The following is a 21,190-nucleotide window of genomic DNA, read 5'->3' as shown; positions in this document are numbered from 1 at the left end:
GATCTCGAGTGAAACACTGGAAATTTCAAAAAAAAGCCATTATTACTAGCCTGACAATACTTTTATGTATTGTTTTATATCAGTTATTCTCCGAATTAGATGCAGATGAAATAGAGGCTTCTTCTATTGCATATCAATATGAACGGTATATAACAGAAGAAAGATATCAAATGGCAAATAATTGGTTAAAAGAAAATCAGGAAGTAATTCGCCTTGCTGCGAATACAGATCATGAAAAATCACAAGCTGTCATCGGAGAGTTAATTCATGAAAATCTTGAAATAGTAAATGATACATCAATAGGTCGGGTGGAAAAACTACATACTGCCATGTCGCTTGTTATTGCATTAGATGCACTTGAGCATAATCAACAACCAATTTGGGTAAAAACGAAGGAGTCATTGCACCAAACCGTCGAATCTGTGCTTGCAGAAGGACTGGCATCTGACAGTAAAAGAAAAGAGATTATTTCACAATGGGAAATAATTCAACCAACATTATCGATCATGTTAGAAGAAGAAGATTATTATGAACTCGTTTCTTCCTACAATCGATTGTATGATGTGCGTAGCGAAACAAATATGGAACCCTTTCAAGTAGTATTTAGACAGGCTGAATTAATGGACATTACGATTCCCGCTCAACAAAGTGCTTATTTATCTTTTTATTGGATTATTCTAATCGTAGGTGGCGCCATTATTTTAACGCTAACGTATGTTGCGTGGAGAAAATACAAAGGTCAGAAAAAGAAAAAACAGAAACAACATAACAGTTGACTATTTGACCATTATTGACTAAAATTAATCGTAAGTAGTTGAAGAAAATTTATGGAGGAATGGAAATGGACTGGGTTTCTTACCTAATTTATATTGCGTTATTAATGATTATTCCTATATGGGCGCAATCAAAGGTAAAAAGTACGTATAAAAAATATGCCAAAATTGCAACTTCATCTTATATGACAGGTGCACAAGTTGCTAGAAAAATATTAGATGATAATGGTTTATATAATGTAACGATAGAAGAAACAAGAGGAACTTTATCGGATCATTATGATCCACGTAAAAAAGTTGTTCGCTTATCAAGTGATAATTTTCATGGCCATTCTATGGCAGCAGCTGCAATTGCAGCACACGAGGTGGGACACGCTATTCAGGATGCTGAAGCATACGCATTCTTGCGTTTTAGACACTCTTTATTTCCAATCGCTAGTTTTGGGGATAAGACGTCGTTTATTCTGATCATTGCAGGTGTAATCTTGCAAGCATCAAATTTAATCTTGATTGGTGTTATTTTTATGGCTTTTGCTGTTTTATTCCAATTAGTAACGTTACCAGTTGAGTTTAATGCATCTAGTCGAGCGATGACCCAGCTAGTTTCATCTGGTGTCATTCGAAATAATGAGGAAAGACAAACTAAAAAAGTATTAAATGCAGCTGCACTAACATATGTAGCCGCAGCAATGGTTGCTGTAGCGGAATTAATTCGTTTTGTACTGATGTTTGTGCTAGGTGACGAGTAATTAGATAAAAAACAAGCTGGTGTCTTTAGACGCCAGCTTGTTTTTTTAATCTGGATAGGGCTTTTTATTCTCATCCAACGTAAAACCTTCTCCTAAAACATCATGTACCGCAGAAACAGCTACAAAAGCATGCGGATCAATCTGATGAATGATTGATTTTAAGCGTACAATTTCATTTCTACCAACGACACAATATAATATTTCTTTATTTTCTCCAGAGAATCGGCCTTTTCCTTGCAAGACAGTTACGCCTCTGTCCATCTCTATTAGGATTTTCTCTGAAATTTGATGACTATAATTGGAGATAATCGTTGTACCTCTTGCAGAATAAGCACCTTCTTGTATAAAATCAATCACACGTGAAGCAAGATAAACGGCGACTAGTGTATACATACCTTCAACTAATTCTAAATACAGAACAAGAGATGTTGCTATTACGGCTGCGTCAAAAATGAACATCGTCTTCCCCATGCTCCAGCCAACATATTTATGAACGATCCGAGCAATAATATCGACCCCACCTGTAGTCCCGCCATAGCGAAAGATAATTCCAAGACCAACACCAATAAACACACCTGCAAATAATGCGACAAGTGTCATGTCGGATTCTAAATGAAGTTGATAAGGACTAATCTGAAAAATATATAAGAACACAGATACTGCTAAAGTTCCAATAATCGAATATAGAAACGTATTTCGACCCAAGAAACGCCAACCTATAATAAATGCCGGTATATTTAGAATGATGTTTAAAATAGCTGGGTCCCAATTCCATAAGAAATAGAAAAGTAACGTAATCCCTGTAAATCCACCTTCCCCCAAATTGTTTTGCATATTAAAGTGAACTATACCAAACGAAAAAATAGCTGAACCAATTAAAATAAAGAAAATATTTTTCAATTTTAAACCAAATAATGACAAACTATTCGACCTCCTGTTAAAAGCACCTTATCTATTATAGTCAAACAGAAGCGTATTCTCAACTAACGAATCAATTTAAAAATTATTTTGTCCTAAATAGATTAAAAAATTTGTCAAACTGAGTTGTTTTCGCTAACATTAGAAGAGAATTTGAATAGGAAATGTTATACTTATAAGAAAAAGAAGGAGTTTCCTTTATGTCAATTGAAGATAAACATAATACAGTGGAAATGCAAAAACGTGTCGATACATACATAGCGCAATTTAAAGAAGGATATTTTAGTCCCTTAAGTATGTTAGCTCGCTTTACAGAAGAAATTGGGGAGTTAGCAAGAGAAGTTAATCATGTGCATGGAGAAAAAACTAAAAAGGATACAGAAGATTCAAATACAATTGAAGATGAATTAGGTGATTTGATGTTTGTTGTACTTTCATTTGCTAATTCGTTAGATATTGACATTAGTCAAGCTTTTGATAAAGCGATGACAAAAATTGAAACAAGAGACAAAGACAGATGGACAAAAATAGATTTGGAGCGTGATCAAGATGAGTAAAGTTAAAGTAGTAGTGGCAGGACCTCGTGGACGAATGGGTAGTGAAGCGCTTCGTATGATTGAAAAACATGATGATTTAGAATTAGTGGCTTGTTTAGATACGAAAAATGACCAAAAAAAAGTTAAAGATGTTGAAGATTTACCAAGCTTTAATGCACTAATCTATACGGATATTGATCAATGTTTTAGTGAGTCACAAGCAGATGTATTAGTAGATCTTACTACACCAGAAGTAGGTTTTTTACATACAAAAACGGCTATTTCATATGGTGTACGTCCAGTTGTGGGAACAACGGGTTTTACATCTGAACAATTAGAGGAATTAACTGATTTAGCAGAAGAGAAGGGAATAGGCGTAGTAATTGCACCAAACTTTGCGATTGGGGCAGTATTAATGATGGAATTCTCGAAGTGGGCAGCTAAGTATTTTCCTGACGTTGAAATCATTGAAAAACATCATGATAAAAAACTTGATGCCCCTTCCGGCACAGCGGTGAAGACAGCTGAATTAATAAAGCAAGAACGGGAAGCGAAACAACAGGGACATCCAAATGAAAAAGAAACAATAGCTGGTGCAAGAGGTGCTAATATTGATGGTATGCACATTCATAGTGTAAGATTACCGGGACTAGTTGCTCATCAAGAAGTCATATTCGGTGGACCTGGTGAGAATTTAACTATTAAACATGATTCATTTCATCGGGAATCATTTATGTCTGGAATTAAGTTTTCAATTGATCATGTAATGAAGCTAGATGTACTTGTATATGGTTTAGAAAATCTATTGGAGTAGAGTTAGAAATTAAACGAGGAGTGTTTGTTAAATGAAAATTGCATTGGTAGCGCATGATAAAAAGAAAGAAGCAATTATTCAATTCTCTATGTCTTATAAACATATATTAGAAAAACACGAGCTTTTTGCTACAGGAACAACAGGAACTAAAATCAGTGAAGGAACTGGTCTTTCTATCACACGCTTTCTGTCTGGACCACTAGGTGGCGATCAGCAAATTGGCGCGAAGATAGCAACAGATGAAATGGATTTAATAATTTTTTTCAGAGATCCATTAACTGCACAGCCCCATGAACCTGATATTAGTGCATTAATGCGTTTATGTGATGTGCATCAAATTCCTTTAGTTACTAATTTAGCGGGAGCAGAGATTGTCATACGTGCTTTAGAAGCTGGTTTTTTTGATTGGAGAAATCTAAATAAAAAGGATAATTAATGATGAATATTAAAAAAATTGGAATAACATGTTACCCATCTGTAGGTGGTTCTGGCATCGTTGCTACTGAATTAGGGAAATTTTTAGCAAAAAAAGGACATGAAGTTCATTTTATAACATCAAGCATACCATTTCGATTAAATAGCGTTCATAAGAATATATACTTTCATGAGGTAGAGGTAAACCATTATCCAGTTTTTCAATACCCACCGTATGATCTAGCTCTTGCAAATAAAATGGCTGAAGTAATTGATACAGAAGAATTAGACATCTTACATGTTCATTATGCGATGCCTCATGCTATTTGTGCCTTACTGGCTAAACAAATGGCTAGACGTGATATAAAGATTGTTACGACATTGCATGGAACAGATATTACTGTACTTGGTATTGATCGAAGTTTAAAACGAATGATCACGCACGGAATTGAGAATTCAGATGCTGTTACGGCTGTCTCAAACAGTCTAGTTAAGCAAACACAAGATATGTTAGCAGTTAACAAGAAAATTAATGTTGTCTATAATTTTGTCGATGAAAGTGAATATTATTATCAAGATACGAGTGATCTTCGTAATCATTATGGTATCAAGTCTGATGAAAAAGTACTATTACATATTTCTAATTTTCGTAAAGTGAAAAGAATACAAGATGTTATCTATGCTTTTCGTGACATAAATGAGAAAATTCCTTCTAAATTAATACTGATTGGCGATGGACCAGAGTACGCTGAAATGTTCCAACTAGTGGAATCGTTGCAATTACAAGACCGCGTTCTATTTTTAGGTAAGCAAAATAATATCGCTTCAATATTATCGTTAGCTGATCTAAAGTTATTGTTATCTGAAAAAGAAAGTTTTGGCCTTGTTTTAATAGAAGCAATGGCGTGTGGTGTCCCTTGTATTGGTACAAATATTGGTGGTATTCCTGAAGTAATTGAGGATGGAATAAATGGCTATATTGTGGAATTAGGAGATAACGAAGCGATCGTTTCCAAGGCACTTCATTTATTAACAAATAAAGATGAATGGAAAGCATTTTCTCAAGCGGCAATAGCTCACGTAAAGCAAGAATTCTCGGCTGATAAAATAGTTGATGAATATGAACAAATCTATGATCGACTTTTAGAGGGTGAAAATAATGCTTGATGCCTTATTTTCACAAGCTGTAATTGTATTAGAAAAATTAGAAGCGAAAGGGCATCAGGCATTTTTTGTTGGTGGTGCAGTTCGCGATTATCTATTAAAGAACCCGGTTAAAGATATTGATATTGCAACATCTGCAACTCCGACAGAAGTTCAAGCCATTTTCCCGAAAGTTATCCCAGTTGGAATTGAGCATGGGACTGTCATTGTACGTCTAAAGAAACAATCTTTTGAAGTTACTACATTTCGAACAGAAGGCAATTATTCGGATTTTAGACATCCAGATCAAGTGCAATTCGTTAATCAAATCGGTGAAGATCTTAGTCGTAGAGATTTTACTATTAATGCGATAGCAATGGATAAAAGTGGAGACTTATATGATCCGTTTAAAGGTCAATTGGACATAAGGAAACAGATTATTTCAACAGTAGGAAATGCTCGTGATCGATTTCATGAAGACCCACTGCGAATGATGCGTGCATTACGGTTTGTCAGTCAATTAAATTTCACGCTAGAAGTAGAGACATTAGTTGCAATTAAAGAAAAAGTAGCATGGATAGAAGAGATTGCAGTAGAACGTTTAGCAGTTGAATTTGAGAAAACCCTTGCAGGTCAAGCAGTTTCAGATGCTATGGTACTTTGGTCAACTGTACAAATGTGGGATAAATTGCCTGTATTTAAGCACGATCCAATCTTAGTGCAAAGTATGGAAACTATACAGACCCCACTTTTATCGCTACATGAAGTATTTGCATTTTTAAAAATGGAAGCATCACATGTATCGATTAAAGATGTGGTCCGAGAATGGAAACAATCAAATCGAACTTTTTTAATGGCTGATAAGTTAGTGCGAATTTTACATTTATATAAACAAGATGGTATACATAACTGGCTTTTATATCAATTACCTGAAACATTATATGAAGCGTTTATACGTTTAAGCCGAATCCTTTATCAAGTTGAAATAAAAAAAACAGATTTGTTAGCAGTTGTAGATAGCTTACCTATTCAATCTCGTAAGGAAGTCGAATTATCTGGTACAGAGCTAATTGCGTTGTATCCGAATCGAGAAAAAGGTGATTGGATTGCAACTTATCTTAATGAAATTGAAAAGGCGATTGTTGATGGTGAGTTATTAAATAAAAAGATAGAAATTAAGGAGTGGGTTATTACATGTCATCCACCCAAGAACAATTAATGGAGTTATTAGCATTAAGTGGTACTGCATTTATTTCTGGACAAGCTATTTCTGAAAGACTTGACATATCACGCACAGCAGTATGGAAGCAGATGAAACGTTTAGAAGAAGAAGGTTACCAAATAGAAGCCGTTCCAAATAAAGGCTATCGGATTGTTGCATTCCCTTTGAAAATGAGTAAAAACACACTCCAATGGGGATTGAAGACAAAGTGGTTAGGGAAAAGTATGGTCTACCAAGAGAAAATGCCCTCCACTCAAACGAAAGCAAATAAATTAGCTCAAGATGGATATGCCCATGGAACCGTGGTAATAGCGGATCGACAAGAAAGCGGAAGAGGACGTATGAATCGGTCATGGTTCTCTAACAATGATTTAGGTGCGTGGTTGAGTATTATTTTACGTCCTGATGTTCCGCCATTACAGGCGCCACAATTCACTTTAGTAGCAGCAACAGTATTAGCTGAACTGATTGAAGAAGAGGTAGGTGTTACACCTACAATTAAATGGCCAAATGATATACTTATTCATGGTAAGAAAGTAGCAGGAATTTTAACTGAAATGCAAGCAGAACAAGATAATATCAATCACATTGTAATAGGAATTGGTCTGAATGTAAATCAAACCGCAGATAGTTTTGAAGAGGAGATAAGTCAATTTGCCACTTCTTTAAAAATAGAAGTTGAAAAGACACTTAAAAAACAAGAATTGATTCAAGCACTATTACAACGCTTTGAAGAAGCGTATGATCGCTATCTATTAATGGGGTTTTCAGAAACAAAAAGTAAATGGGAATCCTTTGGTTATAAAATAAATAAAGAAATAGTTTATAAAGCAGGAAATGTTGAAAAGCAAGGAATTATTAGAGGGATTAGTGCTGATGGTGCATTACGGATAGAAAACGAGCAAAATCAAATTGAAGTCTTGTATTCAGCAGAAATAAAGTGGTAAAGGAGCGTCAACGTTGAAAACTAGTAGAACATTTCAGACAATGAAACATGAAAATGAGAAGATTGCAATGGTAACTGCATATGACTATCCTGCAGCGAAACTAGCACAACAGGCAAATGTTGATATGATTTTAGTCGGTGATTCCTTAGGGATGGTTGTACTAGGTTATAATTCAACCATCCAAGTAACAGTAGATGACATGATTCACCATGCAAAAGCAGTAACAAGAGCTGCAAATGATACATATGTTGTAGTAGACATGCCTTTTATGTCGTATCATATTTCATTAGAAGATGGATTAAAAAATGCAAAACGTATTTTTCAAGAAACAAATGCACAAAGTTTAAAAATTGAGGGTGCATCACCTGAGATTCTAACTTTAGTCACACATTTAACAAATGCTGGAATTCCAGTCGTTGCTCATATAGGCTTGACTCCACAAACAGTCAATGTCCTTGGCGGATATCGTGTTCAGGGTAAAGACCAGGCTAGTGCTGAAAAAATCATTGCAGATGCCAAGGCATTACAAGCAAGCGGTGCAATTGCTTTAGTATTAGAATGTGTACCAAAAGAAGTCACTAAAATAATAACGAATCAACTAGAAATTCCGACAATTGGTATTGGAGCAGGTAGTTCATGTGATGGTCAAGTGCTTGTCTATCATGATTTGATCCAATACGGTGACAATCATCTTCCGAAATTCGTAAAAACATATGAAAATGTTACGGAACCTATTTTTAAAGCATTATCAACATATGTCGAAGAAGTTAAAACTGCGAGCTTTCCGGAAGAAAAACATAGCTACACGATTAATGCAGATACAATACTACCGGAGGAATAAGCATGCAGATTATAAAAACAGTTAGCTCCATGCAGGAGTATACATTGAAAAACAAGAGAATTGGGAAGAAGATTGGATTTGTTCCGACAATGGGCTATTTGCATGAAGGACATGAATCTTTACTTAAGAAAGCCCGTCAAGAAAATGATATTTTGGTTGCAAGTATCTTTGTCAATCCCTTACAGTTTGGTCCTAATGAAGATTTCGAAAAGTATCCACGAAACGAACAACATGATATAGAAATTGCGAAAAAGAATGGCGTGGATGCTCTTTATATGCCTACAGTAGAAGAAATGTACCCAACAGATTTAGGTATAACAATTCAAGTGGTTGATCGTGTTGATGTCTTATGCGCTAAATCACGACCAGGTCATTTTGATGGTGTTGTCACTGTATTAACGAAATTATTCCATACAACCTCACCAGATCATGTATATTTTGGAATCAAGGATGCGCAACAAGTTGCGGTTGTTGATCAACTTATTAAAGATTACAATTTTCCAATACAATTGCACATGTTAGAGACAATAAGAGAAGTAGATGGTTTAGCTAAAAGCAGTAGAAACGTCTATCTAACAGAACAAGAACGCACTGAAGCTCCTTCATTATTTATGAGTTTACAAGTAGCGCAACAAAAAATATTTGACGGTGAAAAAAATCCTGCTATTATAGTGAATGAAGTAAAAAAATATATCAATACGCACACAACTGGTAATATAGATTATGTTGAAATATTACGATTTCCATCGTTAAAGCCTTTAACTAGAGTAGATCAGCAAGTGATCATTGCAGTTGCTGTACAATTTAGTCAAGCTAGGCTTATTGATAATATTATCTTAATGCCTGATGGCACAAGTTCAAACGTATTAGGCTAGGAGGAAAGCGTATGTATCGCACGATGATGAAAGGGAAGATCCATCGAGCTCGTGTTACCGAAGCAAATTTAGATTATGTTGGTAGTATTACAATTGATCAGGATATACTAGATAAAGTCGATATTTTACCGCACGAAAAGGTGCAGATCGTTAATAATAATAATGGAGCTAGATTAGAAACATATGTGATTCCAGGAGAAAGAGGAAGTAAAGTTATTTGTCTAAATGGTGCTGCCGCAAGACTTGTTCAAAAAAACGATATAGTGATAATCGTTTCATATGCGCTAGTATCTGATGAAGAGTTTTCAACTTATAAACCTAAAGTTGCCATTATGAACGAAAAAAATGACGTGGTTGAGATGCTTGAACAGGAGACACCACTTACGTCACTTCAGTCTTAACTCTTATCAACAGTATGTTTGGTAGGAGTTTTCTTTTTATATATCCTACATACTGGAAGAAATATAAATAACTTCTTATAAGTTATCATATGGGGATGGGTTAATGAACAAATATGTAATTATTGATTTGGAAACTACTGGACATACACCATCTAAAGGTGATCGAATTATAGAAGTGGGCATAATTGTTTGGTCAAATGGCGAAATAATTGAAGAATATTCTACTTTAGTAAATCCAGAAGTCAACATATCAACTTTTATAACAAATTTAACAGGTATTACGGATGAAGATGTTTCCGGTCAACCAATATTCGAGGATATAGCAGAACAAATCAGAATACTCTTTGATGATGCATATTTTGTCGCGCATAATGTACCGTTTGATTTAGGGTTTTTAAATGATGAGTTTAAACGGGTAGGTCTTGCTCCCTTAATACAACCGGTGATTGATACGGTAGAACTATCACGTATATTATTACCTCAAGCACCAGGTTTTAAATTGGGTCAGTTAGCTACGTTTTTAGAATTAAGCCATGTAGACCCACATCGAGCGCTGTCTGATGCGCATGTAACATCTTATTTACTTGCGCATTTATTAAATAAAATATATGCATTACCATACGAAACAATTGTTCAACTTAGGCAAATGGAACCAAGAATAAAAAGTGATCTAGGAGAAGTTTTAAAAGAACGAGAAAATCAATTAGCTTTTCTAACAGAAGAACCTGAAGGTATTGAAATTTTTCGAGGGTTAGCTTTAAAGAAACACGTAACAAAAGCAAAGTCGACTAACAACACAACTATTTCTTTTGGTGAAATCATGGAGCGATTTTATCAAAAAGATGGTGACTTGGCGAAGGCGATGAGTCAGTTTGAAATGCGAAGTGGACAGCGTGAAATGACTGAACTAATCTATGATGCATTTCAGTCAAAACAACATGCTATTATTGAAGCAGAAACGGGTACAGGTAAATCATTAGCTTACTTAATCGTGGCTTTATTTCAGGCAGTTCATGATAATGAACGAGTGGTAGTTAGTACGCATCTAACGCAGTTACAGACGCAGTTAATCGAGAAAGAAATACCTTTACTAGAAAAAGTACTGTCTTTTCCATTCCAAACAGCTATCTTAAAAGGAAAACAACATTATCTTAGTTTGGCTAAATTTGAACAAACACTCCGTTCATCTGAATTTGACAACTACGATATTACGTTAACAAAAGCAATTATCCTAATTTGGCTAACGGAAACTACTACTGGTGATATAGATGAAATTCAATTACCATCAAGTGGACAACAATTCTTTCGTAAAGTTTCTACTGAAGCAGAAGGTGGTTTAGATGTTAGCTCTCCTTGGTTCACACGTTCTTTTTATTATAGGGCTAAAACAAATGCTCAAAAATCGGATGTAATCATTACGAATCACGCATTATTATGTGCTAATATGACAAGCGAGATTCCTTTATTGCCATCATTTCAGAAGATAATTATCGATGAAGCACATCATTTAGAAGCAACTGCTTCTAAACATTTTGGACTGAGTTTAGATTACGTTTCCGTTCAACGAACATTACAAGCGATTGGAAGTATGGAAGATGGAGCTTGGATTCAAAAATTAATGAAGTATGACAATGACATTGCTCTTATTTGTAAAGAATACGAATGGGATAAATGGTGGTTAGAGGCTAAAGAAGAAACGGATACCTTATTTCGCTTTTTATTTCAATATGTTAAAGAAAAACAAGTAAATGACATTGCAATTAACGATATAGGTCGTTATCAATATCGTATACCAGAGGGAACAGATCAAGGTTGGGACACAATTATTGAGATGGTAAACCGATTGTCTTTTCAATTACGTGACCTCATTCATATTTTATCACGAATCTTACATTTGATGCGGGAAAGTGACATGGCTGTAGATTTAATGGAAGAAGTTAAATGGCATATGAAACGCATTCAGACTATTATCGATGAATTGGAAAATTATTTTATTCACCAATTGAAAATGGAAGAAGTTAAATGGATTGAAATTGATGCATTTGGAGCTCAAAATGCAGTGTATTTATACCAAGAACCAATTGATGTTGCCGATCTGTTACAGGAGAAACTATTCCAAGAAAAACAGAGCGTTATCATGACGAGTGCAACGTTAACAATGAAAAATTCATTCTCTGTTTTTAAGGAAAGAGTCGGTCTTCTAAAAGAAGATGTTTTAGAAAAGAAAATCATTTCACCATACGCATACGAAGATCAAGTTCAGTTATTAATTCCAACTGATTTCCCCTATGCAAAATACGGTAAAATGGATGATTTTATTGAAGCAACGTGTGAAGCGATTTTATCATTAGCTCATATTACAAAGGGTAGGATGCTCGTTTTATTTACATCTTATGATATGTTAAAAAAAGCGTATATTTTATTACGTGAGATAATCGATGAAGAAGAATATATGTTAATTGCTCAGGGGGTTTCAAGCGGAAGTCGATCTAGATTAAAAAAGAATTTTCAAACATTTGATCAGGCTATCTTGTTAGGTACGAATTCTTTTTGGGAAGGAATTGATATTCCAGGAAGTGATTTATCTTGTGTTGTGATCGTGCGATTACCATTTCAACCACCTAATCATCCGGTATATCAAGCAAAAGCAAACTATCTAAAAAAGTCGGGAAAAAACCCGTTTGCCACACTAGCCTTACCTAATGCAATTATTCGTTTTAAACAAGGATTTGGTCGATTAATTCGTTCCAGTACTGATCGAGGTATTGTATTTGTTTGTGATGATCGAATAATGACTGCTAAATACAGTAATTACTTTATTGATTCGATACCAGAAATACCTATCCATCATAAAACAACAAAAGAATTAATGGAAATAGCTCAAGATTGGTTATGATCTGTTAACATTTACGCATCCTAAGCCTACAATATTGTGAAGTAGGTGATTAGATGAATCGATTTATTCATGTTTTTACGCTTTTATTAGCGTTGTTCTTCTTTCCAGTAACTGGTATAATTAATGTGATTGCCTCAACATCGCCGGTCGAGGAAAACGAATTATATGTTTCATTTCTGAATATACCAGATGGTGAAGCAACTATTATTCAAACACCTGATGGTAAGAATTTTTTGATTAATACTGGTTCAAAAGAGAGTAGATTAGAGCTTTGGAAACAGTTAAAGGAACTACATGTAGAGAAGTTGGATGGCTTAATACTAACGAAGCAAACAGAAGAATACTGTGGTAATATAGATCAAATACACGAGAATTTTGATGTGCAAAATGTTTATTATGCAAATTCAGAAAAACAGTTATTAACAGGTATCACTAATAAAACAATGTGGAAAAAAGATGACCAAATCAAACTTGGTAGTGCTTTAAACATTCATGTATTACAAACAAATACTGCGGGAGAAATGACGTTTTTAATTGAATTTGGAAAAAACAGCATTTTGTATATGAGTGTCAATGATCCAGATAGTGATAAAGGATTGGAAGCTTACAATTTGCAGTCTGAAATAATTAAAATTGCTGATTATGGTCAAAGTAATTCCCCCAGCGCAAAATTGTTACAGAAAATGGATCCACATATTAGTATAGTTTTTAATCAAGAGGCTGGTACACCTAATAAAGATTTAATGGAGAGACTTAATGAATCTTGGATTGATGTCTACCAACTAAAACAAGTAGGAACGACAATTATCCGAATGGACTTGAATGATTACGAAATAATTTCATAAAAAAACCTGTGTACAGTAAACTGTACACAGTAAATATGGTGGGTTGGGATAAATTTAGTTGAAAAATTATAATTGTCTATCAATTTTTGTCATAAAACCTGTTATAATATATAGACATATTACATATTTCTTTTCAACATATCATTAGTATACAAATGAATTAGTTATCTATGTGTAACAATTTTTTGTAATAAAAACACTTTAATTCTCAGTTAATTAAAAATTCACATTTAGGAGATATTTATGAAGGATAAAATAGAAACATTATCAACAGTAAAATTAACACATTCAACAGACATGTATAAAATAGTTGACAGTTTAAATCGTACATTGAAAGAAGATGATTTAATGTTTGGATTAGCATTGGATGAGGATGATCATGAAAAAGCAATCTTTACTATTTACCGTACCTAATTGGCTAAGTTGGATTCTAGTTGGATTTATTCTGCTTATTATTGGAATCTTTGTTTACAGTGTCATCTTGTATCAAACTGTAGAAGCGAATAAAACGTCCGACTTTTCAACTTCAGAAGAACGTGTGCTAGAAGAAACAGCGATCATTGAAATAGATGATATTTCTCGCTATCACGGTGAGATTTATTATAATGTGGTAGAGGGACAGACAGAAACTGGTGACAGTATCCTTGCCTTTGTAGAGGTTTCAAATCAAGAAGTTGAGATAAAAACTTTTGAGTTATCTAATTTTTTGGATAAGAATACGTTATTATCACAATGGCAAAATTCCTGTAGTACATCATGTGAGCTATTACAATCACAATACGGGATCAGAGGGGATACCCCATTGTTAGAATTAAGTTACTTTGATGCAGAAGATCGATTAAGTTATGCATACTACCGCTTAGATGATGGGTCTTATGATAGTGGTGTATCGTTTTCAAATGATTATTAAAAAAAGAAGGGTGATCAAATGGAATTAGCACATCGAGTACAAGCATTGACGCCATCCTCAACATTAGCAATTACTGTTAAAGCAAAAGAGCTAAAAGATGCAGGACATGATGTTATCGGATTAGGCGCAGGTGAACCAGATTTTAATACACCATCATATATTCTAGATGCAGCAACAAATGCAATGAGAAGTGGATTTACAAAGTACACTCCTGCAGGTGGTATAGTAGAGTTAAAAGATGCAATTATTGAGAAAATGAGAAACGATCAACATTTAGACTATGATCGAGATCAAATCATCGTTACTACTGGTGCTAAACATGCACTATATACTTTATTTCAAGTTTTGTTAAATCCTGACGATGAAGTAATTGTTCCTTCGCCTTATTGGGTAAGCTATCCAGAACAAATTAAGTTAGCCCAAGGTACACCTATTTATGTAGAAGCGGATGAAAAGAGCCAGTTTAAATTAACACCTGATCAACTAAAGAATGCGATAACAGATAAAACAAAAGCTGTTATTATTAATTCACCAAGTAACCCAACAGGTTCTATGTATACTAAATCGGAATTAAACGACCTTGGTAAAATTTGTTTGGAGAATAATGTTTTGATTGTCTCAGATGAAATTTATGAGAAGCTAATCTATACAGAAGAAGCACATGTATCAATAGCTGAGATTTCCGACGCATTAAAAGAACAAACCATCATTATTAATGGTGTATCAAAATCTCACTCTATGACAGGCTGGCGAATTGGTTATGCGATTGGCAACAAACAAATTATTAAAGCAATGACGGGACTAGCATCACATTCAACGTCAAACCCAACATCAATTGCACAATATGCTGCATTGGCTGCCTATTCAAACGGAGATGAAGAAATTGAACAGATGCGTGTAGCGTTCCAAGATAGATTAGAGAAAACCTATCAATGGCTCACTGCAATACCTGGTATTACATGTGTTAAACCAAAAGGTGCTTTTTATTTATTTCCAAATGTAAAAGAAGCAGTTAAGATGACAGGTTATAAAACAGTTGATGATTGGGTAGAAGCAATATTAGAAGAGGAAAAGGTAGCATTGGTTCCTGGAACTGGTTTTGGTGCAGCAGAAAATGTCAGACTTTCCTATGCGATTTCGTTAGAGCAACTAGAGGAAGCAATGAAGAGAATTAAACGATTTGTAATTAATCATCAATCATAAGTATTGAGATTTTTGGAGGAATTAAGGATGAAAACAACAATAGATCAAGTAGCAAAACATGTAGGGGAAGAAGTGAGAATTGGCACATGGTTAGCCAATAAAAGATCAAGTGGTAAAATTGCTTTTCTTCAACTTAGAGATGGAACAGGTTTTATCCAAGGTGTCGTTGCAAAAGCTGATGTAGAAGAGGAAATCTTTCAATTGGCTAAAAATATAACGCAAGAAACATCATTGTATGTTACTGGGACTGTTGTAGAAGATACACGTTCAGCGTTTGGTTATGAACTACAAGTCAAAGAAATTGAAATTATTCATGCTGCAGTTGATTTTCCGATAACACCAAAAGAGCATGGTACTGAGTTTTTAATGGATCATCGTCATTTATGGTTACGTTCTAAAAAACAGCATGCAATTATGAAAATCCGTAACGAAATAATTCGTGCAACTTACCAATTTTTCAATGAAAATGGCTATATGAAAATTGATCCACCGATTTTAACTGGAGCTGCTGCAGAAGGTACGACAGAATTGTTTCACACACAATACTTCGATGAAGAGGCATATCTTTCACAAAGTGGCCAATTATACATGGAAGCAGCAGCAATGGCGTTTGGTAAAGTATTTTCTTTTGGACCAACTTTCAGAGCAGAAAAGTCTAAAACACGAAGACATTTAATTGAGTTCTGGATGATTGAACCAGAAATGGCATTTATGAATCATGAGGAAAGTTTAGAAGTTCAAGAAAATTATGTTAGTTATTTAGCGCAAGCAGTTTTAGATAATTGTCAATTAGAATTAAAAACACTTGAACGTGATGTATCTAAATTAGAAAAAATTAAAGCGCCATTTCCACGGATTACATATGATAAAGCGGTGGAACTCCTTAAAGAAAAAGGTTTCACAGATATTGAGTGGGGCGAAGATTTTGGATCTCCTCATGAAACGGCGATTGCAGAAAGTTTTGACTTACCAGTATTTATTACGAATTACCCAGCCGACATTAAAGCCTTCTACATGAAGCCTGATCCAAATCGGCCAGAAGTAGTCTTATGTGCTGACTTGATTGCACCAGAAGGCTATGGTGAGGTTATAGGCGGGTCACAAAGAATAGATGACCTGGAATTATTGAAGCAGCGTTATGATGAACATAAATTATCAGGTGATGCTTACAAATGGTATTTAGAATTACGTCAATTTGGAAGTGTTCCACATGCAGGATTCGGATTAGGTTTAGAAAGAACGGTTGCATGGTTCTCAGGTGTTGAACACGTACGTGAGACAATTCCTTTTCCACGTCTGTTAAATCGACTATATCCATAATAGGTTTATTTAATGTAGAACCCTTGACATATTTGATGTTGTCAGGGGTTTTACTATCAATTTCTAAAGATGTTCAGACTATTTTGAGGTGACTTACATGAAAAATAAACATTCTTATCAAACCTTTTTGAGGGATCAATTAACGATTCCTGCAAAACTATTAGGAGAATATCATACACTTGGATTAACAGAAAAAGATGTCATTGTTCTTTTGCAAATTCATCGCTTTAGTATATCTGCGGTTTATTTTCCAACACCTGATGAAATAGCTGACTGTGTCTCGTTTGATCAACAAGAGTGTTCGACGATATTACGCAAATTAATACAAAAAAATATGTTAGCAATTGAACAAAATGAAGCAGAACAAGTTTTGATGGGTGAACAATATTCCCTCGAACCTTTGTGGGAGAAGTTATATCAGGAAGCTCAACCAAAAAAAGATGACACGGATCATGAGCTTGCAATGAATATCTTTCTTTTATTTGAACAAGAATTCGGACGAGCATTATCACCATTTGAAATTGAGACGATTAATATTTGGATTGATGAAGATGAACAAAAACCTGCACTTATTAAAGCAGCCTTACGTGAAGCTGTATTAATGAGTAAACTCAATTTTAAATATATAGATCGAATCTTACGAGAGTGGAAGAAGAAAGGAATTCGATCTGTTGAACAAGCAAGAGAACAGAGTAAATCATTCCATAGTAATCAATCAAATTCAAACTTAGAACGAGAAGAGCCAAAACGGGATGTCTCCTTGTATTACAATTGGTTAGAAGATGAATAAGGAGAGAAAGTATTATGCTTAATAAAAAAGATATTGCTTACGTTTTAGATAGTTTAAAGGAAATGTATCCAAACGCAGAATGTGAACTCGTGCATAAAAATCCATTTGAACTTGTAATTGCTGTTCTTTTATCAGCGCAGTGTACAGATAATTTGGTTAATAAAGTAACTAAAAATCTCTTCCAAAAATACCAAACTCCGGAAGATTTTTTAGCTGTAACAGTTGAAGAATTAGAGCAAGATATACGATCTATTGGTTTATATCGTAATAAAGCAAAAAATATACAAAAGCTTTGCCAATCATTATTGGATAACTTTAATGGAGAGGTTCCAGAAAGTAAAGCAGATTTAGAAACATTAGCTGGTGTTGGCCGTAAAACAGCAAATGTTGTTGCATCAGTAGCTTTTAAAGAACCAGCAATTGCTGTAGATACACATGTTGAACGTGTATCTAAACGATTGGCTTTGTGTCGTTGGAAAGATTCTGTCTTAGAAGTGGAGAAGACATTAATGCGCAAGGTCCCCAAAGAGGAGTGGAGTGATACACACCACCGCTTGATTTTCTTTGGTCGCTATCATTGTAAAGCAAGAAATCCTAATTGTCCTGCATGCCCCTTGTTAACTATTTGTCGAGAAGGTAAGAAAAGAATGAAACAAAAGGAACGTGAGGAATATGCAAACTGAAGGGATAGAATTGTTGAACGAATGGAAAGATAAATCAGGAAATATTTCAAATCTATTTCATGAAAGAAAATTTCAAGAAGCTTCTTTTCCTATGCAACAGTTTATTAAAAACTATATTCACTTGTTATTTTTATTAAATAAAGAGAAGTGGGATGAAGAACTAGATGGTGTTGACAAACTGGAAAACTTCACCTACAAACCATTAAATATAAAAGAAAGAATTCAATTTATACAGTCATACCCACATCAATATCACTCTTATATTCATTTGAATGAATTGTATAAAGAAACAGAGAAACTGTATGCAAAAGCGGAAATATTAGAGCAATAAAAAAAGGCAGCAGATGCTGCCTTTTTTTATCTATATTATTCTTGTGTCGTTTCTTCTTCTTCTTCTGGTGGAGTAACTACAGGAGTTTCTGGATCTTCTGTCGTTTCTTCATCTTCGGTCGAATCATCACTAGCTGGATCGTCTTGTTCTTCACTATTTTCATCAGTATCTTCAGGTTCTGCGGGTTCCTCGGGTTCTTCCGTTTCCTCAGGCTCCACAGGTTCTTCTTCTTCTATTTCTTCTTCAGGTTCTTCTTCTTCAACTTCTTCCTCTGGAACAGTGACTTCAACAGTTTTTACTTCACTTACATTACTTTCATCAGTATTACTGATCGCAATAACTTCAATGGTGTAAGAAGTGCCTCTTTCCACGTTACTTATTTCAAGTTCGTTATTATCAGTAGTTGTACTATTTGAACCGGTACTAACTTGGAATGTAACATCTTCGTCACCATTATAACTCCAGGAGACATCAATCAGATTCGATTCTTCATCATAACTTGCACGTAAGCTTGAAACAGGATCAATTTGTTCAAACTTTTCGGATGTCGCTTCTGGTTCATAACCTTTTTTAAATAATTCAGTAACTATCTGTGATGACGGGGTGTATGAACTTGCTAATTTAGCAGGGTTTGAACCTTTTTCAACCTTCACTTCAACAACAGAACTAGGTCTCTCAAAGTCCGGTGTCTCAACGCCTGCTGATATAGTTGACATAACATGATTAAATAAATTTTGTGAAATCTTTGTATCAGGTACTGCTCTTTCATTACCTTCTGGGTAACCAGACCATACAGAAACAGTGTAATTTGTGCTATAACCTGCAAACCAAATATCTGCATCGTTATCAGTTGTTCCCGTTTTCCCTGCCATTGGAATACTAGATACATTTGCAACTGTACCTGTACCACTTTGAACTACCGATTTCAACATATCTGTTATCATGTAAGCAGTTGAGTCAGACATAGCAGCTACTGGCTCTGATTTCAAATCTTCTGAGCTACCGTCATCATAAACAATCTTTGTTACAGCATATGGTTCATTGTAAATACCTTCATTACCAAATGCACTATAAGCTCCAGCCATTACTAGTGGAGTGACATCTGATTCAGCTCCTCCAATCGCCTCTGTAATACCTAAATTATTTTCATCATAATTAAAACCTAAACCATTCGCGAAATCTGCTGCTTGTGACGTACCAACTTCATCTAACGTTTTAACGGCAGGAACATTAAGTGACCATTGGAGGGCATATCGAATGCTCATCCATCCTTGGAATTGATTATTCCAGTTATTAATCGTATCCCCAGCTTCATTTCCAATTTCATAAGGTGCATCATCATTTATTTGTTGGTATGTTGACCAATTTAGATATTCAATTGCAGGTCCATAATCAAGTATAGGTTTAATTGCTGAACCAGCTTGTCGACCATCACCTTGAAAAGCGTAATTCCAACCATTATTATTTTCACGATTTCTTCCACCACCAATAGCTCGAATAGCACCGGTATTGGTAGCTGTTACAACAATACCTGATTGTAACTCGTCATCCGGAAAGTCAATAGGGTTATCATCTGAATTAGATAAGACCAATTCAACTTCTTCCTGCGCAACGGGATCAAGTGTAGTGTAAACTTGTAAACCATCTGTATAAATATTTGCACCTGTTTTTTCTTCCACTTCATCGGCTACTTTTTGTATAAAAGCTTGATACGGTGTTTCTTGTTCTACCGAAACATTTAATATATCTTCTACATTAACAGCTTTCGCTTCTTCGGCTTCTGCTTCTGTAATCTTACCGTGTCTTACCATTAAAGTTAAAACAGTTTCCATTCTTTCTTGGGTTAAATCAGGATTAACTGTTGGAGCGTATGCAGAAGGTCGTTGTGGTAAACCAGCTAAAATAGCAGATTCTGCAAGCGTTAATTCTGATAAATCCGTTTTACTAAAATACGTATTTGCCGCTGTTGCAACACCATAAGCACCAGAGCCATAATAGATTTTATTTAGATACATTTCAAGTATTTCTTCTTTTGAATATTCACGATCTAATTGAATCGCTATCCATTGTTCTTGTACTTTTCTTTTTATTGTTTTATCAGTAGATAGAAATGAATCTTTTACTACCTGTTGTGTAATTGTACTTGCACCTTCGGAACCAAATCCATCCGTGAAATTGGCTAAAACTGCTGCGCCAATCCTTCTTAAATCAATACCAGAATGTTCAAAGAAACGGACATCCTCTGTTGCTAATACCGCATCAATTAATGTATCTGGTAGATCTGTATAACTAATTTTTGTTCGCTTTTCAGTACCTAGATCCGCATATAATTCTTCATCCATATCATAAATTTTTGAAGAAGCAGGATCTGAAAGTAATGCACCATCTAAGTTAGGCGCAGTGGCAACATAATAAGTGAATAACCCACCAATTCCGATAACAGATGCTAAAAATACAATGCCTATGACTAGCAATGTTTTTTTGAATATAGATTTATTTTTCTTTTTTGATTGATTTTGTTGTTTTCTTCTTGCTGCTCGAGATTGGCTATCATTTGCCATAACTCATCTTCCTCCGTT

General features: G+C 34.8%; 22 protein-coding genes. 20 read left to right on the top strand and 2 right to left on the bottom strand.

Going from position 1 to position 21,190, the window contains the following annotated elements; translation table 11 throughout:
• Positions 1-8: 8 nt before the first annotated feature.
• Positions 9-776: a sporulation protein YpjB gene (locus tag DM447_RS10470; RefSeq protein ID WP_157967312.1), complete on the top strand. Its 768-nt coding sequence runs from the start codon at positions 9-11 to the stop codon at positions 774-776.
• 65 nt (positions 777-841) lie between these two features.
• Positions 842-1,522: a zinc metallopeptidase gene (locus DM447_RS10465; protein WP_112181170.1), complete on the top strand. Its 681-nt coding sequence runs from the start codon at positions 842-844 to the stop codon at positions 1,520-1,522.
• A gap of 45 nt (positions 1,523-1,567) precedes the next feature.
• On the opposite strand, the gene DM447_RS10460 is transcribed toward DM447_RS10465, so the two are convergent.
• The gene (locus tag DM447_RS10460) at positions 1,568-2,443 is read right to left on the bottom strand and encodes a YitT family protein (RefSeq protein WP_112181169.1); all 876 of its coding nucleotides are present in this window, start codon (positions 2,441-2,443) and stop codon (positions 1,568-1,570) included.
• 197 nt (positions 2,444-2,640) lie between these two features.
• Here DM447_RS10460 and DM447_RS10455 point away from each other — a divergent pair, with 197 nt between their 5' ends.
• From DM447_RS10455 to DM447_RS10370, 18 genes are all read left to right on the top strand, one after another.
• A complete protein-coding gene (locus DM447_RS10455; protein WP_198663113.1) occupies positions 2,641-2,997 on the top strand; it encodes a nucleotide pyrophosphohydrolase in 357 nt (118 codons plus the stop codon).
• Entirely contained in the window at positions 2,990-3,790 is an 801-nt protein-coding gene (gene dapB, locus DM447_RS10450) for a 4-hydroxy-tetrahydrodipicolinate reductase (protein ID WP_112181168.1), read from the top strand. Before DM447_RS10455 ends, dapB begins: the two co-directional genes overlap by 8 nt.
• 31 nt (positions 3,791-3,821) lie before the next feature.
• Positions 3,822-4,226 (top strand): methylglyoxal synthase, encoded by a 405-nt coding sequence (gene mgsA, locus DM447_RS10445; RefSeq protein ID WP_112181167.1) that lies wholly within the window; start codon positions 3,822-3,824, stop codon positions 4,224-4,226.
• Positions 4,227-4,234: 8 nt separating this feature from the next.
• On the top strand, positions 4,235-5,371 hold the full coding sequence (bshA, locus tag DM447_RS10440) for an N-acetyl-alpha-D-glucosaminyl L-malate synthase BshA (protein ID WP_112182722.1): 1,137 nt from the start codon (positions 4,235-4,237) through the stop codon (positions 5,369-5,371).
• Positions 5,364-6,566, top strand: coding sequence for a CCA tRNA nucleotidyltransferase (locus DM447_RS10435; protein ID WP_112181166.1), 1,203 nt, complete (start codon positions 5,364-5,366; stop codon positions 6,564-6,566). Before bshA ends, DM447_RS10435 begins: the two co-directional genes overlap by 8 nt.
• On the top strand, positions 6,542-7,516 hold the full coding sequence (locus tag DM447_RS10430; protein ID WP_112181165.1) for a biotin--[acetyl-CoA-carboxylase] ligase: 975 nt from the start codon (positions 6,542-6,544) through the stop codon (positions 7,514-7,516). Before DM447_RS10435 ends, DM447_RS10430 begins: the two co-directional genes overlap by 25 nt.
• Positions 7,517-7,529: 13 nt before the next feature.
• Positions 7,530-8,357, top strand: coding sequence for a 3-methyl-2-oxobutanoate hydroxymethyltransferase (panB, locus tag DM447_RS10425; protein WP_255421345.1), 828 nt, complete (start codon positions 7,530-7,532; stop codon positions 8,355-8,357).
• Between the two features lie 2 nt (positions 8,358-8,359).
• Entirely contained in the window at positions 8,360-9,232 is an 873-nt protein-coding gene (gene panC / locus DM447_RS10420; RefSeq protein ID WP_112181164.1) for a pantoate--beta-alanine ligase, read from the top strand.
• Positions 9,233-9,243: 11 nt separating this feature from the next.
• Positions 9,244-9,633, top strand: a complete 390-nt coding sequence (gene panD / locus DM447_RS10415; RefSeq protein ID WP_112181163.1) for an aspartate 1-decarboxylase — start codon at positions 9,244-9,246, stop codon at positions 9,631-9,633.
• 103 nt (positions 9,634-9,736) lie between these two features.
• The gene (gene dinG, locus DM447_RS10410; RefSeq protein ID WP_112181162.1) at positions 9,737-12,529 is read left to right on the top strand and encodes an ATP-dependent DNA helicase DinG; all 2,793 of its coding nucleotides are present in this window, start codon (positions 9,737-9,739) and stop codon (positions 12,527-12,529) included.
• A gap of 53 nt (positions 12,530-12,582) precedes the next feature.
• Entirely contained in the window at positions 12,583-13,374 is a 792-nt protein-coding gene (locus DM447_RS10405; protein ID WP_112181161.1) for a ComEC/Rec2 family competence protein, read from the top strand.
• A 243-nt stretch (positions 13,375-13,617) separates the two neighbouring features.
• Positions 13,618-13,788 (top strand): YpmA family protein, encoded by a 171-nt coding sequence (locus DM447_RS10400; RefSeq protein ID WP_112181160.1) that lies wholly within the window; start codon positions 13,618-13,620, stop codon positions 13,786-13,788.
• Entirely contained in the window at positions 13,754-14,284 is a 531-nt protein-coding gene (locus DM447_RS10395) for a cell wall elongation regulator TseB-like domain-containing protein (protein WP_112181159.1), read from the top strand. The genes DM447_RS10400 and DM447_RS10395 overlap by 35 nt, the downstream gene beginning before the upstream one ends.
• Before the next feature lie 18 nt (positions 14,285-14,302).
• The gene (locus DM447_RS10390; protein WP_112181158.1) at positions 14,303-15,487 is read left to right on the top strand and encodes a pyridoxal phosphate-dependent aminotransferase; all 1,185 of its coding nucleotides are present in this window, start codon (positions 14,303-14,305) and stop codon (positions 15,485-15,487) included.
• Positions 15,488-15,514: 27 nt separating this feature from the next.
• A complete protein-coding gene (gene asnS / locus DM447_RS10385) occupies positions 15,515-16,807 on the top strand; it encodes an asparagine--tRNA ligase (protein ID WP_112181157.1) in 1,293 nt (430 codons plus the stop codon).
• Between the two features lie 97 nt (positions 16,808-16,904).
• Entirely contained in the window at positions 16,905-17,597 is a 693-nt protein-coding gene (locus DM447_RS10380; protein WP_112181156.1) for a DnaD domain-containing protein, read from the top strand.
• A 14-nt stretch (positions 17,598-17,611) separates the two neighbouring features.
• Positions 17,612-18,280 carry an endonuclease III gene (gene nth, locus DM447_RS10375; RefSeq protein ID WP_112181155.1) on the top strand — a complete coding sequence of 223 codons (669 nt, stop codon included), beginning with the start codon at positions 17,612-17,614 and terminating at the stop codon, positions 18,278-18,280.
• The gene (locus DM447_RS10370; protein ID WP_112181154.1) at positions 18,270-18,611 is read left to right on the top strand and encodes a YpoC family protein; all 342 of its coding nucleotides are present in this window, start codon (positions 18,270-18,272) and stop codon (positions 18,609-18,611) included. Before nth ends, DM447_RS10370 begins: the two co-directional genes overlap by 11 nt.
• Before the next feature lie 35 nt (positions 18,612-18,646).
• Here DM447_RS10370 and DM447_RS10365 read toward each other — a convergent pair whose 3' ends face one another.
• A complete protein-coding gene (locus tag DM447_RS10365) occupies positions 18,647-21,172 on the bottom strand; it encodes a transglycosylase domain-containing protein (RefSeq protein ID WP_112181153.1) in 2,526 nt (841 codons plus the stop codon).
• Between the last annotated feature and the right edge of the window lie 18 nt (positions 21,173-21,190).

Origin of the sequence: Paraliobacillus zengyii (assembly GCF_003268595.1) — a bacterium.
GTDB lineage: Bacteria > Bacillota > Bacilli > Bacillales > Amphibacillaceae > Paraliobacillus_A > Paraliobacillus_A zengyii.
Note: the sequence above shows the minus strand (reverse complement) of the source record. Positions and strands in the feature narration are given on the sequence as shown.